The organism is Succinispira mobilis DSM 6222 (genome assembly GCF_000384135.1).
GTDB classification, from domain to species: Bacteria; Bacillota; Negativicutes; order Acidaminococcales; family Succinispiraceae; genus Succinispira; species Succinispira mobilis.
Map to the genome: position 1 here is coordinate 1,707,789 of NZ_KB913028.1, position 15,272 is coordinate 1,723,060.

Below are 15,272 nucleotides of genomic sequence, written 5' to 3' on the forward strand. Positions count from 1 at the left end.
AGTCTGCTTAGGCGGTACTAACAATATAATCCTGATGCCAGAGCGCAACAAACCAATTAATGTGTTTTTGATCTTTATCAAGATTTGTATCAATACAATCACCTGTTTTTTCAAGTTCCTAGGCAGTTAACATTATTCAACGGGAGGACCATTATAGATGAAGTCCAGGGACATCATAGCTTTTTTTGCTGCGGTATGTGCTGCACTAAGCTCTGGTGATCGAAGAACAGCAAGGACACCCGGAAGGTCCTCATCTTCCGTTGCAGCTTCACAAAGCATGCGCGACCAATATTTCATCGCGTTATCGCTAATGGAATCAGCACTCTCTTGAGTTAGTTTCAACAGTACTACTCCTACAGCTATATCTCCTCGAGCTGCTAACTCAACCATCTCCCTAATATCATCTGGAAGTACTCTGATAGTATCAATGCTCCTTTTCAGAGCCTCTGCGAGATCCTCTCGTTTCTGAAGCGAGCCTTCATAGTGATTTAATATATTAGTGTAGGAGGAAGCTTTAGTTCCAGTCATGGGTTTCTGATCAAGAATAGCCTGTATCCCCATTAAAATATCTGGAATACGTCGTAGCAAATAACTCGTAGCATATTTCGATACACGTTTAAGTAACGATGATAATTGCCCTAAGTCTTCAGTTTTTCGAACTAAAAACCAGCACGGCCCTGGTGTTCCCATGACAGATAAACTTGAGGCTATGAAAGGCCAAGCCTCATGAGCAGTAATAGAACTTCGGTCACGTAAAATTGCCGTATTCTCTAATTTTAGAGTAAATAAATCATATACAACATCAGAGGGCGGTAAATCAATGAAGCCACTCGACAGCCTACCATTTGCAAGCGCTATATCACCATTCCACTGATCAACCATTCGAGTAAATTCGCGTTTTAGCAAATGTGGAGCAATAGGCAAAGCATATTTGTCATCCGGCCGTACCATTACAGGTATTGGCGTATCATTCTCTGAGCTAGTGGAGGGAGTGACCTTAAACAATTCTGCAACACTGGATTTTTGCAATACATTTAACAAGAAACATATATCTTCTTCCCCTGGAGCAACAGTGATACGTTCAAAGGCATCAATCCAATCTGGCGTTTCGCTCGGAATATCTGGCAATACAAGATAAACCGAAGATAAGCTCCGGCTTTTCTCTATTGAGTTCGTCGGTTCCTCTGTAAATTTTCGTGCTAGCTCTTCAATAATAAGCGTTCTTTCCTTTACTACCTCCGGAACCATCGGCAGATACTGTAGATACGGCTTGATACGGGTTGACTCTGAAAGAGTGCTCAGAAAATTTATGACGTCCTTTGCTAAAGTTAAACAAACGTCCCTAGAGGGACCATATCCGGCATGAAGACCTCCAGCCCTTGAAGCAATCAAAGTACGAAATTTCAGTGTCTGCGAATATAGATTATCCAAGTGTGCTTTTGATTCGGACACTCCTTGGGTTAGAAAGTTCGCCTTAGGTATCGGTTCTCGCAATAGACGCCTAAAATCATCTATAATTTGGCTACCCGTTTTAAACCGATTGTTAGTTGCAACTAGCAACCCCTTCATACCATATACTTGAACAATACAGGCACTCATTGCCAATTCGATAGAAGATCCAATTAGCCCAATAACCCCTGCGGTCTCTGTAGCAATATCTCTTGAAGAAAGTCGTCGCGGAACCCCTAACCCCAGTAATCCAAGCGAGAGGTTCTCAATACTGGCCTCTAGGAGTCTACACACATCTCGTTTTAAAAGAACAGGCATACAACCTCTCCTTTACCTATATTCGCCCATACTTTCAGCCGCCTTAGAATATCCATAAGCTGTAGGCTGTTCGTACATAACCTGATTCCCGCACATAAGCTCTGCCTGTTCCATTACCGTCTTAACCGCTTGTTCTTGCTTGTCTGGCGGATAGCCGTATTTCTTCAGGAGCTTTTTCACCGTCAGGCGCATCTTGGCTCGTACCGTTTCGCGGATGGCCCAGTCCACACCCAGATTATTTCTGATGGTGTTTGTCAAATCCCGGGCGATTTGCTTGAGGATATCATCGCCCATGATCATGACGGCCGCATCGCTACTGCCAAGGGCATCATAGAAGGCTAGTTCGTCAGAGGATAGCCCTTGAGATGGTCAAGCTAAATTGTAACGCAAACACTGATATTTTCAACTTTAACTAAATCTTTTTTCAAACGGTGTCAAGTATCCATTTGATGAATGCGGTCTAACATGATTATAATACACCCAAATATAGTTGTAAGTTGCCTCATTTAAAGCCTCATCACTCTCAAAACTATGATGATTTATGAAGTCTGCTTTGAACGTTCCATAAAAACTTTCCATTGGTGCATTATCATAAGGACACCCTGCTTTACTCATACTTTGTGTGATATTTTGTAAAGAGCAAAACTCAGTAAAATCTCTAGAAGTAAACTGGGTACCTTGGTCTGAATGCAGAATAAATCCGTCTTTTATTTTATTATGGTTTAATGCTATTTTAAGAGTTTCAATTGCCAATTCAGCATTAATGCGATTACTATTTAGCGTAGCAACAGGAGAACGATCGAATAAATCAATGATAGTACAATTATAACGTTTTGCTCCATCTTCAAGCCACATGTAGGTAAAATCAGTACACCACACTTTATTAGGGCATCCACTGTAAAATTTTGTTTCACTAGGTTGTCAAATTTTTTATAACAATCACTTTTTTATATTTTGGTTTTTTGCGTATAACAATAGAATGAATGCTTAGTTCCTTCATGTATTTATGAACGGTTAGATTACTAATATTAATATTTTTTCTATTGAGAAAAATCCTCAGCATTCGATAACCAGGTCTACCTGCATACTCGTGATAGATATCTTCTATGGTAGATTGAATACTGGACTTGTTGGCATAATAATCAGCTTTTCTATTCTTTTTATAATTATAATAAGCATTAGGTTTTATTTTGAACTTTGATAATAACCATCGTACACCAAACTTCTCATTATAAATATCAATGAATTTGTATTTTTCTAATCTAGTTCCTTTGCGAAGAATGCGGCGGCTTTTTTTAAGAAGTCATTTTCCTTTTTGGCTTCAGCTAATTCCTTACGTAACTTTAAGATTTCCGCCATTTGGTTTTTTTTATTATTTAATTCTGGATTTGTTTCGCATTCTTCACTGTAGTCACGAATCCATTTACGCAAACTACCTTCACCTAGATTGTATTCTTGATTTACACTTTTCATTTGACGTCCTTCTTCAAGGACTAATTTCACCATTTTTTTCTTGAATTCTGGTGTGTAAGTTTTTTTTATTCCTGCCATTGTAATAGCCTCACTTTCTTATGAATTATTTTATCATAAATATCAGCGTTACTGTTACAATTTTACTATACCATCTCACTCCTTGTTATCAAGACCTCTTATGTAAAATAATTCATAGAATGACTGTATGCTACGGGACTTCAATTACATCCCTCCTATTATGACTACACTGTAATTGTAGTTTAATTATTTTAGTATTGTCAATACCAAAATAATCTTTTCGGGTTATTTACAGCTTAATCTTATCGAAATTTTTATTTTATGGCTCAACTCGCCGTTTTTATATAATAGGCCAATTTTGTCCCTTTTTTTCTGGCTCTACCTGGTTAAATCCAGTAAACATGCAGGTACGGAGGATCGTTCACTATAATTCTATTTTTTCCCACGCAGAAAGTACAGAGTTAAATTACCGCGTGATTTCCTGCATTACCTATCCGTTTTTTGTTTTTGATAAAAAATCAAAAGGGTCAGCCACAATCTGAGTGACTGACTCGATTCTATATTCTATGCTGCAGGTTCATACACCTTTTCCGTTTTAGGAGCAGCAGGCTCATATAACAGGGCTGCTCTGGATTAAGACAAAACTCGTAATGCCGTTTTGATTCAATATAGTCTAATCCGGCACAGTGGTAGCTGAAAATCTCTTCGCTTCCGTGTGTAAATAACTAAAGAAGCCGCCATCTGGCGGCTAATTCATTTCATTAAGCTAACTTAGTGGTAGTTGAATCAAAAGATATACCTAACCTATCGTGTAGCAAACTATATATTCCGGGCAGATAATCAATATTCCAATCCCGCGGTATCGTCACAGGATTGATTCCCGAATCGGATAGTTTTTTGCAGTTGCGCCCGAATTGTTCCACCGAATAATTGAGCTGAATTACAGGAATCGTGTTCTTCACCATTATTCCTTCTGTAGTAATTTTTTGGCGTGCCGCTGATATGGATCTAGTTTGAGCGATAGCACGGAGAATGTTGTCACAGGCTCTTTGTTGTCGTGTAGACAGTCCCAATGCCTTCATTCGCTTTCCTGCTTCTGTTCGTGAATAATAATCTCCGGTCTTAAAAACACGGCGACAATAAGTAGTTAATACTGCTTCGGCACAATCTCGGGTAAAAAGCTCGCTTAACCTTCTACCTTCCAGACCGAACTTTTTGCGCAGGTACGTGACCTTGGGACTTTTGCACTGGACTTCAAAGCGAATAAGGTTCTTCGCCCGTTCAATCAACTCCGGGCTCTTGCCTTCCCTTGCCATCTGATCTGCCTTGTAATATACATTCGCCGTTGTTGATTTGCATTCCCAGTAGCAGCTCCCGTCTCGTCCGCTATACCTTTCCTTGTAGCTTTTAGGCTTATCACCCTTGTCAAAGAGCAAAAGGTATTCCCTGGGGTGCTCAGTATAAACGTCAACAGCAAAATCAATTCTGTGGACAAGCCAGTCCGGAAGATCCGGGAAGTCCTCATACCCCAGAGCTTCTGACAAAGCGCTGGCGAAGGCCGTAGCAAGTTCCGGTAGCAAATCGACATCCATCGTCTCAAACGCATCGTAGCCGTATAGTAACTTCGCAGGATTCACGATCAGCTTCAGTATGTACCCGAAATTATCACCTCTGGGGAAAATGCTTAGCTTAGTAATCCCATTAACATTTCCCGGACCTACAAAACGCATTGCCTCACTTGCTTCTAGTTCGTCCAGGAGTAACCCTGCCCGTAGTAATGATATATAAGTGTAAATCTCAAATGTGTGAACCATAATTAGCCCTCCTGGTAAATTAATCATTGTCGGACACCGGAACCGTGATTATCGTTGTTAGCCCTTACTGCTTGCAGACCGCATACACTGTGGGTTTTCACGGTTCGGCATCCGTCGTTCATGTCACCGATACTTCGCTATTCTTTATCCCTACCTAGTTTTTGACCTATAATCACAATTTTGTTCACTAAAACTCTAAAGAATTTTTTCCTTTGGTGCTTCGTCCAATAGAAAATACTCCGCCGATACATTGTAAAGGGCCATTAACAGCACCAAGTGCTCTGTGCGAAGTTTCGTTCTGCCGTTTTCAATGCTCCAGTAAGCGTTTTTGCTCTCAAATCCCAAATACTTTGCCACATCTTCCTGCCGCAACTGGAACTCTCTACGTTTTCTATTTAAACGTTGGCATAATGTCATTTTCATTTCAATCGCCTCTTTCTTATTAATAACGAAATTCGTTCCTAATAATATAATACCGGCGATTTTTCTTTATTGGGTCTAAGTCGTCCTCAGAATCATTGTTTTGGTGACTCTTTAGTTAATTTTGTGTAGTATATATCCCCTGGGCTATGTAGTGCACTTCCTATTTAAGGGTTGCGTTTTTTTGTGCCCGGCCAGGTCCAGTTTGTACTCATCTCAGATTACACTTCTTCTTTGCACAGGATTAATATCCGAAGCAGGTATTGTCCATCGACGACCACCGACTTCAATATTAATGTTAGATAGGTTACGTAGATTTCTGTTTTCAGCCATAAGTTCTTCATTTTCTATTATTAGCTCAAATATTCTAAGGCATTTTTCGTACAGTTTTAATAAATGGTATCGGTCTCTAACTTTTTTCCCAGTCTCAAGCTTATATAGTGTTGATTTGCTTATTCCCATCTCTGGTGCAAAATCTGAACGAGAAATACCCATTTCCTTCCGGCGTTTCATGAAGTCAGCGACCTCGCTTATCCATTGCAAGCGTTGCAACTCAGCAGCATCACGCTGTGCCTTTCTTTCTCCTTCTTTCTCGAGATACATAGTTACTAATTCCATTTGTATTTCCCCCTTAATTTTGTTTGTTATATTTAACCCCTTCGGGGATTCCAAATCACTTACCTAAGCTATCAATGTAGAAATCATAGCGCGCGCTACATTACCTGATATACATTCTGAGACTTGATTTACTTCATACATTGTGTACTGGTTTAAAGGCTTTAGCAAAACTAACCCATTCCGCTTGGCGAGATTCTGTAAGAACTTTTGTTGCTTCTCAGTAGCCAAAAGGTGTTTAAAAACCGCGTCTCGTTGTTCAATGTGTCGCTTGATGTTTATTTCGTTGCGAAAGCCGATTTGCTTATGACACTCGGTTAGTGACATTTTTGTCTTACTTTCTTTTTTGACACATTGCGTGTGAAAGTAATCCGGCAGGTGAAAATCAATGTATTGGCTTAAATCCTCGAGCAACTCTACATCACAATCGGAATCTTGTATCTTCCCGCTCGCCTTCAATGTAGCTACTAATAATTGCGCCAGCACACTCCTATCCACACGTTTCAAGATTTCTATGCACTCATGCACGTCTCCATGCTTCGTGAGGCTATCGATATAGCTTCTAAAAATCATGTTGGCAATGTGCTTGACCGCCTTACACTGAACCCCGGTCATGTTTTCTAGCTTCATAATTAAAATCACCGTTCCTTTTTTTGTTCTGTTACTGTTTCATGGTAAAACAAATAGCGCCCCGGCACCAAATAGATAGACCCCTAGCAGGATCTCTTACTTGGCGCCGAAGCGCTTTAACTTCGAAGTGAAGTGTTAGTGTAAAATATTTTCGATTTTACACTATTCATAGTGATGTAGCGTTCTGACGGAAGTCATACGCTACTGACGTCAGTCTACAATACCAAAACAGGTTCTGTCAACTATTATTTCTGGCACCTAAATTTTTGATGCCACTTCCCCTTCGGGGGTATGGTCGTTTATCAAAGGGAATCCGGGCATCCTCTTTAGCCAATGTGCCGCTTAGAAATCCACGTTAACCTTCAGCTATAGAACCCCCCATCAGTTTCTCCACGTACCTTCCTCGTCCTTCTTCCCTTACTCTATTTTCCCTCATCTAACTATTTACCCTCTATCCCCTAGGCCAACGTTGGCTAAAATCTAATTTAAAGGAGCAAATTCAATGAACACTTATGACAATGTAGCAAACGCAAAATGTCCAAAATGCGGAGCACCAGCCCGCGAAGAAAAAATTTTCGAGGTATGCCTAAAAAATCCTAAACGCAAGAACACACTTCAGGAAGTTATGGCCAACTGTGTTACCCCTGAAGCGCTGAAACAATTTCACGAGTCGGGCGTCGGTGCCGATCCCTGCGAACATTGTGAGCATAATGATATAATAGTTATCCCCGGAACGTTTATACGGGCGGAGCAAGTGGGTATAGAGCAAATGTGTATGACTAAATGGGCTCAAGTTCACCGCTGCCTCATTTGTCACACGACCTATAAAATCCCGATGCCCATTAGATAATTGCCGTAGGGCGCTTCTCATGAGCTCTGAGTAGCTCAAAAAGTCATTCTTGACGTCGCGAAAATTCTGTAGTACTATCTGAGCATAAGGCCAATCTTAAGGCTATTACTCTAGATAAGCAAACAGAAACTCAAAGACAACTAAATTACCAACCCATTTCGTTTGTAAAACACTACTAAGATAAAACTAGCGCGTTACGCGATAGTAAGGCATGTCACCCCTCTGGTGGCTTGTTTTCTATGCGTTACGCGCTTTTTGGTTTTGCTAATTTAAGCCTACAAACAGAAAGGGAGTAATACAATGAACAAGATGCTTAGCGCAAAAGAGGTCTGTCAATTTTTCTTTAATGGACATGTTTCCTACTGGAAGCTGCTCAATATGGCAAAGTCCGGAGAAATTCCGACAATTCGTGTCGGAAGCCGTTATTTGTTTAATATCGATTCACTTAACGAATGGGCAAAATCCCGGGAGCTTTCCCTTGCTTCTAACGATACCGGCCAGCTAAATAAGTGCTCCTAAAGTAGAAACTTTGTGGGCGGTATTACCTTTGGTATACCGCCTATTAAATCATTACTAATTCGTTAAAGGATGTGTCTTTAATGGCAGGATCAATCAAAAAACAACCTAATGGCAAATACTTATTAACTGCCTATTGTGGATATGATGCCAAGGGGAAACAAGTACGCATTCGTAAAACAATAGAGGCGAAGTCAGACCGAGAGGCTCAGAAGAAGTTGGCCCTCTTTGTTGCAGAGGTTGAAAATGGTGGTATAGCACAAACCGCAAATATGACACTAGCCGAGTTCGCCGATTACTGGCTCGAAAAGCACGCAAAGATGCATTTGGCCGATCGAACTCTTGAACGGCAGCTCGGAATATTGAAGACAAGAATACTTCCGACACTTGGACATCTAAAGATAGATAAAATAAAACCAAGCCATGTCCTTCATCTAAAGCAGCAGCTAATTGATTGTGAACGATTAGACAGGAAAGCCGGCAAATTATCATTGCGCAGTGTCGAAATGAATCTTGGCCTTTTACGCTCCATGCTAAATAAAGCGGTAAAATGGAAGCTAATATCTACTAATCCTTGTCAGGATGTTGATATTCCGAAGCCGAAACACCGCAAAATCCCCATTTACGACGAACAACAACTGGCGATATTCCTCCGATTACTGGATAGTGAGCCAACTAAATATAAGCTAATGGCTATGCTGGCCTTAACAACCGGTCTTCGTCGCAGCGAAATGTTCGGACTAGAATGGCAGCATATTAACTTTAATAAACGAACGTGTTCCATTGAGCAAAGCAGCTTGTATATCGTTGGCAAAGGATTAATAACCAAAGAACCAAAGACAGAGCTATCAGCCAGACTAGTTGCTGCTCCAACGATCACTATGGAATTATTTAAACAGCATTATGAAGATCAACGAATTGAGCAGGATAAGCTCCAAGACATGTGGTGTGGCAGCAACCGGGTTTTCACAACTTGGGATGGTCGTCCTATGCACCCAGATACGTTTAATACTTGGCTTAAGAAATTTATTAAGAAACATAACCTTCCGCACATCAGCCCGCACTCTTTCCGACATATGTCAGCTACCTTTGCTCTGCAGCAAGGTATATACCTTAAGTCGGTCTCTAGTCGATTGGGACATGCCAAGACCAGTACAACTGCCGATATTTATGCTCACGCGCTACAATCAGTTGACCGTGAAATCGCTGATAAGATGGACTCATTTCTTGATAGTATTAATGGAAATCAAATTCTAAACTAATGATAGTTACTAATGGTTTACCCCCATAAAAAGGCGCAAGCGTAGACTTATTTTGTAGCTTGCGCCTTTGCATGTTTAGCTATAGTAAATCGCTATAGCTGAATAGATAGCAATAAAAGCCTCTGCACCTGCACATTTAATCGCAACAGATGTTAATTATTCTATATGGTACACTAAGAAACTGCATAACTGACGATTCGCCGCACCTAAGTCAATTTGGCGATAAACCACTAATAAGCCACTAGGCATGAAAAAGGCCTTCCAAGCAAATGCCTGGAGGCCTTGAATTTACTGGAGCGGGTGGCGAGATTCGAACTCGTGACCCACGGCTTGGGAAGCCGGTACTCTACCACTGAGCTACACCCGCAAACAATTTAATTACTAGAATAGTTTAACATACTTTGTATATTTTTTCAAGAAAAAATTACATAACTTCAACCGCAATAGCTGACCAATTTTTTCCTCGATAAGCATTATAACCGCGAGTATGCGCATACCCCACTATTTTTGTTGCTCCAGTTCTTTGCTTTTCCAAGGTATAACCGTAAATTTCGCCTTTTATAGCTTCTTGTACACCTTGTAAATTGCTTAAATCAGTTTTTAAAATATCCTCATGGTCTTTGCTAGCAATTACATAACCATTTTTATTTACAATATAAATAGCTCCATTTTTCCCCACCCGTGCACTATCTAAAATATCATAGATAAACTCCCAATTAAACCGTGATGAAAAATAACCAATAATATTTTTCTGCTCATGATCATATATTGGACAAGAATAAGCTAAAGCTGGCCTATTACCTAGTGGGCAAATATATAAATCCGATACCGAAATCGCATTTACCTTTTGTACTTCCTTAAACCACTCTGCTTGAGCAACATTTTTACCTATATGCTCAGAATTATTACCAGTAGCCACAATATTTCCTTGTAAATCTATTACCAGTAATTCAAAATAAACTTCATAAATATCTATTATTTTTTTCAAAAATTCTCTAGTATCTTTAATTACAGATGCATCACTAGTACAAAGACATTTACGTACTCGATCAAAATTTGCCCAAGCTTGCGCATCACAATTTCGCTCAAATAAGTTGCGATCCACTTTGTCAATAGTGTCATAGGCCAAATCTGCTGTTCTTACTGCCATTACTTCATCTGCTCTAGTTACAATATTTTGGATTATTTTGCCGCTCTCTTTTGTGGATTCAAAACTTTTAGTTGCTAATTTTTTTATTTCTTCTGCAACCACACTAAAGCCTCTACCTGCTTCACCAGCACGTGCAGCTTCTATCGCTGAATTCAAAGACAGCAAATTTGTTTGTTTAGCAATATCTTGCACACCTTCGATTACTTTTTTCATGTCCTCACTGGCGGTTTTTAATTCTGTTAAGAGCACCGAAGAGTCAATGCTATCATTTACCATCTAATTCAACCTCACTTATTCAATTATACTTCTAATGTTTATTTATAAAAAATTATTTTTTCAATACATCTATTATTTCTGCAATGTATAGATAATGGTTGTCACCAGCTTTGTACCAAGTGTCAAGAATGCTTTTATCTAAAAAACTCTCATCTTTAAATTCTTGCACGAAAAGTTTTTTACAAATCAATACTAACTCACTTTCCTCAAAATATGGGACTTCTTCTTGATAAGTTAAACTTAATCCAGCTTTAGCAATCTTATCCTCATCACGACCTGATACAGAACCCAAATAACTTAATTCTTTTCTGAATTTTTCCGGCAAAAAACTTAACGAAAAGCTTTCTGCTACATCTATAAACTCCTTAGTATATCGTTGTGGGCGAATTACCACATAAGCAACTTTTTTCCCCCACATTACACCTAGACCACCCCAAGAAGCTGTCATTGTGTTAGACTTTCCTTCTTTAGCCGCGGTTATAAGCATCCATTTTTTTCCGATCAGTTCAAATACATTTTCATTTAACTCGCTTAATTTATCCACTAAGTTTCCTCCCATTTTACATTAGTTTTATTTTCAGGCTAACTTTTTTACATTTATTATAATATCAAAGGAATTTCTATTATGCAAACTAAATATTTTATACATAAACATAATTTTTTCCTGGGTAATTGTCATTGATTAACTTAGCTTATTTCTTTCTAAAATTTACTAAAACATCGCTTTTGCTAAAGCTTAAAATAGTGCCTCAACTAGATTTCCCCCAAATGGACATTGAAGCAAAGTACCTCCTGTCTTTGCAGGGGAAAACTCTTTGGACAAGCTATCTTGGAAAATACATTAAAAATGAGAACTAAAGGCTTGAGCCATCGAAAAATCAGCGAACATTTTGTCCTTACTGCCAATAAGTACGGCAACTCTTAGAGCGTTACCGTAGAAAAGAGAGCAAAGAAAGAGGCCACCTCAATAATTTCTTATTGAGACAGCCCCTTAGTCGATATTTCTATTTTTTTAATTATTCAACGGTTACGCTTTTAGCTAAATTTCTTGGTTTATCAACGTCACATTCTCTAGCTACTGCTGCATAATATGCAAAAATTTGCAATGGCAACACCGAAAGAATTGGTGCCGTATATTTATCTGCTTTTGGTATAAATATAGTATGATCTACATATTTAGAAATACTATCATCCCCAGCTAAAGCAATTCCTAGAACTTCAGCATCACGGGCTTTAACTTCCTTAATGTTACTTAAAGTTTTTTCATATACATCATGTTGAGTTGCTAGCACAATTACAGCAACACCTTCTACGATTAATGCTAAAGTTCCATGCTTTAGTTCTCCTGCTGCATAAGCTTCGGCATGAATATATGATATTTCTTTTAATTTTAATGAGCCTTCTAAAGCTACAGCATAGTCTAGTGACCGTCCTAAGAAGAACATATCCTTAGCTTCTTTATAGCGATATGCGTGTTCTTTTATATTAGTCACATCTTTTAATAACTCATCTAACTGTTCTGGTAAAATATGTAAAGCATGCACTAATTCTTTACTTCGTTCCGAACTTAATACATTTTTAATATTCCCCATGTAAATTGCCAACATTAACATTACTGCCAGTTGTGTTGTATAGGCTTTAGTAGAAGCAACAGCAATCTCTGGTCCTGCATAAGTATAAATAACTTGATCAGCTTCACGAGCAATTGAAGAGCCTACAACATTTGTTACTGCCAGCGTCCTAGCCCCCAGGCGTTTAGCCTCTTTCAAAGCCGCTAAAGTATCACTAGTTTCTCCTGATTGGCTAATTACAATAGTCAAAGTGCTTTCATCAACAAGAGGTTTGCGATAGCGAAATTCTGAAGCAATATCAACCTCAACTGGAATTTTAGCAATCTGTTCAATATAGTATTTACCAACTATTCCGGCATGATATGCTGTACCGCAAGCAATAATAAAGATTTTTTTTATATTATCTAAATCATCTTTTACCCAATTCAATTCATTAAAGATTGTTGTAGATTCGTCTTTAGCAATTCTAGAGCTCATTGTTGCTCTTACCGCTTGTGGTTGCTCATAAATTTCTTTGAGCATAAAGTGGTCATAGCCACCTTTTTCTGCAGCTTCAGCATCCCAATATACTTCAAAAACTTTTTTACTAATTGGAACACCATCGCGATCTTCTACCCAAACACTATCTTTAGTAACAACCGCAAATTCACCATCACTTAAGATATAGTTTTTGCGCGTATAATTTATAATCGCTGGAATATCCGAAGCAATGAAATTCTCACCTTCACCTAAACCAATAACCAAAGGATTGTCTTTTTTAGTGCAAATCAGCTTATCAGGAGCATCCGCACACATAAATACCAAAGAATACGAGCCTTCAATTATTTTTAAAACTTTTTTTACGGTCTGTTCAAAATCTCCATTATAGAGTTCAGCCATCAAATGCACTACAACTTCTGTATCAGTTTCTGATAAAAAAACATGCCCTTTAGCAATTAAATCTTCTTTAATTACCAAATAATTTTCAATTATTCCATTATGTACCACTGCAAATTTCCCACTTGCATCGGCATGTGGATGACTATTTTGATCAGAAGGACGACCATGTGTAGCCCATCTAGTATGCCCAATACCAATCGTCCCTGTGGGAACATGTGCCCCTATTTTATCGCGCAAACGATCCAATCGGCCAACACATTTTTCTATATTAATTCTTTTACCATCAAAAACTGCTATCCCCGCTGAATCATAACCCCGATATTCTAATTTACTCATTCCATCTACTAAAAAAGGGGTAGCTTCATTAAATCCGATATAACCAACAATCCCACACATATACTTGTATTCCTCCTAGTTTTTTCTGCCTACTAATAAGTTTTTTGTACTAAAGTCACCTTTAGGCTTTAAACTTATCTATCGTTGATAGGCCAACGGAAGGCACCCGCTGAATTTTCGATAAACCTTCACCTCGTCTACTTTTTGCAAGTACAAGCGCTTTTATCCCTTTCACTCCCTTCGCAAATTTTAGTTCAACTTAAAGATGCTGCGAAAAAACTACTTTTCACAGCATCTTATAATCTACACTTTGTCTAATATACTATAAATTCTATTATAGGTCAAATTTTCTTTGTTCAGCTATAATAACTTCAGCAATTTTGTGTGCTAAGCAATCCAATTGTTCTTGATTCTCGCCTTCAGCCATAACTCTAATTAAGTTTTCTGTACCTGAAGCGCGCACTAAAATTCTACCATTCTCCCCTATTTCTTGTTCTGCTTTGGCAATTTCTTGTGAAATTGTAGGATTTTCTTGCCAACCTTGTTTGCTTTTTACCTTGGCATTAACTAATATTTGTGGATAACGAACCATAAGTTTAGCTAATTGGGAAACCGGTTGATTGTTTTTTACCATGCTTCTGATTACTTGTGTTGCCGTTACAATTCCATCTCCCGTAGTTGCGTAATCTGAAAAAATAACATGTCCTGACTGTTCTCCACCTAACAAATAGCCCGCTTCTAGCATTTTTTCTAACACATATCGGTCACCTACTGGCGTAACCTCACATCGACCCCCATGCTCTTTCATCGCACGATGCAAGCCAATATTGCTCATTACCGTTGTCACTAACACATTATCTTTCAGCTTGCCAATTTTCATTAATTCTAGCGCACAAATAAGCATTATCTGGTCGCCATCTACTTCTTGACCTTGTTCATCTACAATCAGGCAACGGTCAGCATCACCATCATTTGCAATACCTATATCCGCCTTATATTCTAAAACAGCTCGCTTTAAATTTTCTAAATGCGTAGAACCACAATTTTCGTTGATATTTATCCCATTAGGCTCGTTGAAAATTGTAATAACTTCAGCCCCTAGGCTTCTCAAAATCACTGGTGCTACTTCATAACCTGCGCCGTTTGCACAATCTAAAACTACTTTTATGCCGCGAAAATCACAATCTAAAGTTCCAACTACATGTTCAACATATTCTTGTGCTAAGTTAAAATCAACATCAATTATACCTACTTGTTCGCCGATTGGTCGATTAGCATAGTCACAGTCATTATTAATAATCTCTTCTATTGCATCTTCCACCGTGTCAGGCAACTTATGCCCAGTACTTGAGAAAAATTTTATTCCATTGTCCATAAATGGATTGTGTGAAGCCGAAATCACAACCCCAACTGTTGCCTGTTTTTTACTGGTCAAATAAGCAATTGCTGGTGTCGGCATTACTCCTACCAAACAAGCATCACCACCCGCAGAACAAATTCCTGCCGCTAAAGCACTTTCTAACATTTTGCCAGATAACCTTGTATCTCTACCGATTAAAATTTCTGGTTTACCCTCTTTAGCAAAATATTTTGTCACTGCTCTCCCCAGCTTAAAAGCCAGTTCTGGAGTTAAAACACTATTAGCTACGCCTCTTACTCCGTCTGTACCAAATAATCTACTCATTTATTATCCCC

Annotated in this window: 14 protein-coding genes, 1 tRNA gene and 2 pseudogenes; 3 read left to right on the forward strand and 14 right to left on the reverse strand. The window is 38.8% G+C overall.

Translation table 11 applies throughout. From position 1 onward, the window contains the following. Window positions 1–132: 132 nt before the first annotated feature. From SUCMO_RS0108070 to SUCMO_RS0108105, 9 genes and pseudogenes are all read right to left on the reverse strand, one after another. Window positions 133–1,767, reverse strand: coding sequence for a hypothetical protein (locus SUCMO_RS0108070; RefSeq protein ID WP_019880168.1), 1,635 nt, complete (start codon window positions 1,765–1,767; stop codon window positions 133–135). A gap of 12 nt (window positions 1,768–1,779) precedes the next feature. Continuing rightward, window positions 1,780–2,127, reverse strand: a pseudogene (locus tag SUCMO_RS0108075) (type I restriction enzyme endonuclease domain-containing protein); the annotation flags it as partial. A 48-nt stretch (window positions 2,128–2,175) separates the two neighbouring features. Continuing rightward, window positions 2,176–2,661 (reverse strand): annotated as a pseudogene (locus SUCMO_RS11645) (IS3 family transposase); the annotation flags it as partial. A 19-nt stretch (window positions 2,662–2,680) separates the two neighbouring features. Then, the gene (locus tag SUCMO_RS11705; RefSeq protein WP_342664659.1) at window positions 2,681–2,830 is read right to left on the reverse strand and encodes a hypothetical protein; all 150 of its coding nucleotides are present in this window, start codon (window positions 2,828–2,830) and stop codon (window positions 2,681–2,683) included. Between the two features lie 194 nt (window positions 2,831–3,024). Continuing rightward, entirely contained in the window at window positions 3,025–3,318 is a 294-nt protein-coding gene (locus tag SUCMO_RS11650) for a transposase (protein ID WP_019880171.1), read from the reverse strand. 701 nt (window positions 3,319–4,019) lie between these two features. Continuing rightward, window positions 4,020–5,072: a phage/plasmid replication domain-containing protein gene (locus SUCMO_RS0108090; RefSeq protein ID WP_019880172.1), complete on the reverse strand. Its 1,053-nt coding sequence runs from the start codon at window positions 5,070–5,072 to the stop codon at window positions 4,020–4,022. 195 nt (window positions 5,073–5,267) lie between these two features. Further along, entirely contained in the window at window positions 5,268–5,495 is a 228-nt protein-coding gene (locus tag SUCMO_RS10625) for a helix-turn-helix domain-containing protein (RefSeq protein WP_019880173.1), read from the reverse strand. Window positions 5,496–5,708: 213 nt separating this feature from the next. Next, window positions 5,709–6,110: a helix-turn-helix domain-containing protein gene (locus SUCMO_RS0108100; protein ID WP_019880174.1), complete on the reverse strand. Its 402-nt coding sequence runs from the start codon at window positions 6,108–6,110 to the stop codon at window positions 5,709–5,711. A 63-nt stretch (window positions 6,111–6,173) separates the two neighbouring features. Then, entirely contained in the window at window positions 6,174–6,737 is a 564-nt protein-coding gene (locus tag SUCMO_RS0108105) for a hypothetical protein (protein WP_019880176.1), read from the reverse strand. A 502-nt stretch (window positions 6,738–7,239) separates the two neighbouring features. Here SUCMO_RS0108105 and SUCMO_RS0108110 point away from each other — a divergent pair. The 3 genes from SUCMO_RS0108110 to SUCMO_RS0108120 all read left to right on the forward strand — a co-directional run bounded on the left by SUCMO_RS0108110 (window position 7,240) and on the right by SUCMO_RS0108120 (window position 9,365). Further along, a complete protein-coding gene (locus SUCMO_RS0108110) occupies window positions 7,240–7,587 on the forward strand; it encodes a hypothetical protein (RefSeq protein ID WP_019880177.1) in 348 nt (115 codons plus the stop codon). 300 nt (window positions 7,588–7,887) lie between these two features. Continuing rightward, window positions 7,888–8,106 (forward strand): helix-turn-helix domain-containing protein, encoded by a 219-nt coding sequence (locus SUCMO_RS0108115; protein ID WP_019880178.1) that lies wholly within the window; start codon window positions 7,888–7,890, stop codon window positions 8,104–8,106. Between the two features lie 80 nt (window positions 8,107–8,186). Continuing rightward, window positions 8,187–9,365 carry a tyrosine-type recombinase/integrase gene (locus SUCMO_RS0108120; protein WP_019880179.1) on the forward strand — a complete coding sequence of 393 codons (1,179 nt, stop codon included), beginning with the start codon at window positions 8,187–8,189 and terminating at the stop codon, window positions 9,363–9,365. A 292-nt stretch (window positions 9,366–9,657) separates the two neighbouring features. On the opposite strand, the gene SUCMO_RS0108125 is transcribed toward SUCMO_RS0108120, so the two are convergent. The 5 genes from SUCMO_RS0108125 to glmM all read right to left on the reverse strand — a co-directional run bounded on the left by SUCMO_RS0108125 (window position 9,658) and on the right by glmM (window position 15,261). Beyond that, window positions 9,658–9,732: transfer RNA gene (locus SUCMO_RS0108125), tRNA-Gly, on the reverse strand. A 57-nt stretch (window positions 9,733–9,789) separates the two neighbouring features. Further along, window positions 9,790–10,791, reverse strand: a complete 1,002-nt coding sequence (locus SUCMO_RS0108130; RefSeq protein ID WP_019880180.1) for a methyl-accepting chemotaxis protein — start codon at window positions 10,789–10,791, stop codon at window positions 9,790–9,792. Between the two features lie 52 nt (window positions 10,792–10,843). Next, complete coding sequence (locus tag SUCMO_RS0108135) at window positions 10,844–11,278, reverse strand: flavin reductase family protein (protein ID WP_342664666.1); 435 nt, start codon at window positions 11,276–11,278, stop codon at window positions 10,844–10,846. 529 nt (window positions 11,279–11,807) lie between these two features. Then, window positions 11,808–13,637 (reverse strand): glutamine--fructose-6-phosphate transaminase (isomerizing), encoded by a 1,830-nt coding sequence (gene glmS / locus SUCMO_RS0108140; RefSeq protein WP_019880182.1) that lies wholly within the window; start codon window positions 13,635–13,637, stop codon window positions 11,808–11,810. Between the two features lie 274 nt (window positions 13,638–13,911). Next, entirely contained in the window at window positions 13,912–15,261 is a 1,350-nt protein-coding gene (gene glmM, locus SUCMO_RS0108145) for a phosphoglucosamine mutase (RefSeq protein ID WP_019880183.1), read from the reverse strand. Window positions 15,262–15,272 lie beyond the last annotated feature (11 nt).

What these genes read in the sequence shown, in the direction of transcription:
- SUCMO_RS0108105 (WP_019880176.1), bottom strand. Translation starts at nt 6,737, where the DNA reads ATGAAGCTAGAAAACATGACCGGGGTTCAGTGTAAGGCGGTCAAGCAC.
- SUCMO_RS11705 (WP_342664659.1), bottom strand. Translation starts at nt 2,830, where the DNA reads ATGCTGAGGATTTTTCTCAATAGAAAAAATATTAATATTAGTAATCTA.
- glmM (WP_019880183.1), bottom strand. Translation starts at nt 15,261, where the DNA reads ATGAGTAGATTATTTGGTACAGACGGAGTAAGAGGCGTAGCTAATAGT.
- SUCMO_RS0108115 (WP_019880178.1), top strand. Translation starts at nt 7,888, where the DNA reads ATGAACAAGATGCTTAGCGCAAAAGAGGTCTGTCAATTTTTCTTTAAT.
- SUCMO_RS0108130 (WP_019880180.1), bottom strand. Translation starts at nt 10,791, where the DNA reads ATGGTAAATGATAGCATTGACTCTTCGGTGCTCTTAACAGAATTAAAA.
- SUCMO_RS0108120 (WP_019880179.1), top strand. Translation starts at nt 8,187, where the DNA reads ATGGCAGGATCAATCAAAAAACAACCTAATGGCAAATACTTATTAACT.
- SUCMO_RS0108100 (WP_019880174.1), bottom strand. Translation starts at nt 6,110, where the DNA reads ATGGAATTAGTAACTATGTATCTCGAGAAAGAAGGAGAAAGAAAGGCA.
- SUCMO_RS0108070 (WP_019880168.1), bottom strand. Translation starts at nt 1,767, where the DNA reads ATGCCTGTTCTTTTAAAACGAGATGTGTGTAGACTCCTAGAGGCCAGT.
- SUCMO_RS11650 (WP_019880171.1), bottom strand. Translation starts at nt 3,318, where the DNA reads ATGGCAGGAATAAAAAAAACTTACACACCAGAATTCAAGAAAAAAATG.
- glmS (WP_019880182.1), bottom strand. Translation starts at nt 13,637, where the DNA reads ATGTGTGGGATTGTTGGTTATATCGGATTTAATGAAGCTACCCCTTTT.
- SUCMO_RS0108090 (WP_019880172.1), bottom strand. Translation starts at nt 5,072, where the DNA reads ATGGTTCACACATTTGAGATTTACACTTATATATCATTACTACGGGCA.
- SUCMO_RS0108110 (WP_019880177.1), top strand. Translation starts at nt 7,240, where the DNA reads ATGAACACTTATGACAATGTAGCAAACGCAAAATGTCCAAAATGCGGA.
- SUCMO_RS10625 (WP_019880173.1), bottom strand. Translation starts at nt 5,495, where the DNA reads ATGAAAATGACATTATGCCAACGTTTAAATAGAAAACGTAGAGAGTTC.
- SUCMO_RS0108135 (WP_342664666.1), bottom strand. Translation starts at nt 11,278, where the DNA reads ATGCTTATAACCGCGGCTAAAGAAGGAAAGTCTAACACAATGACAGCT.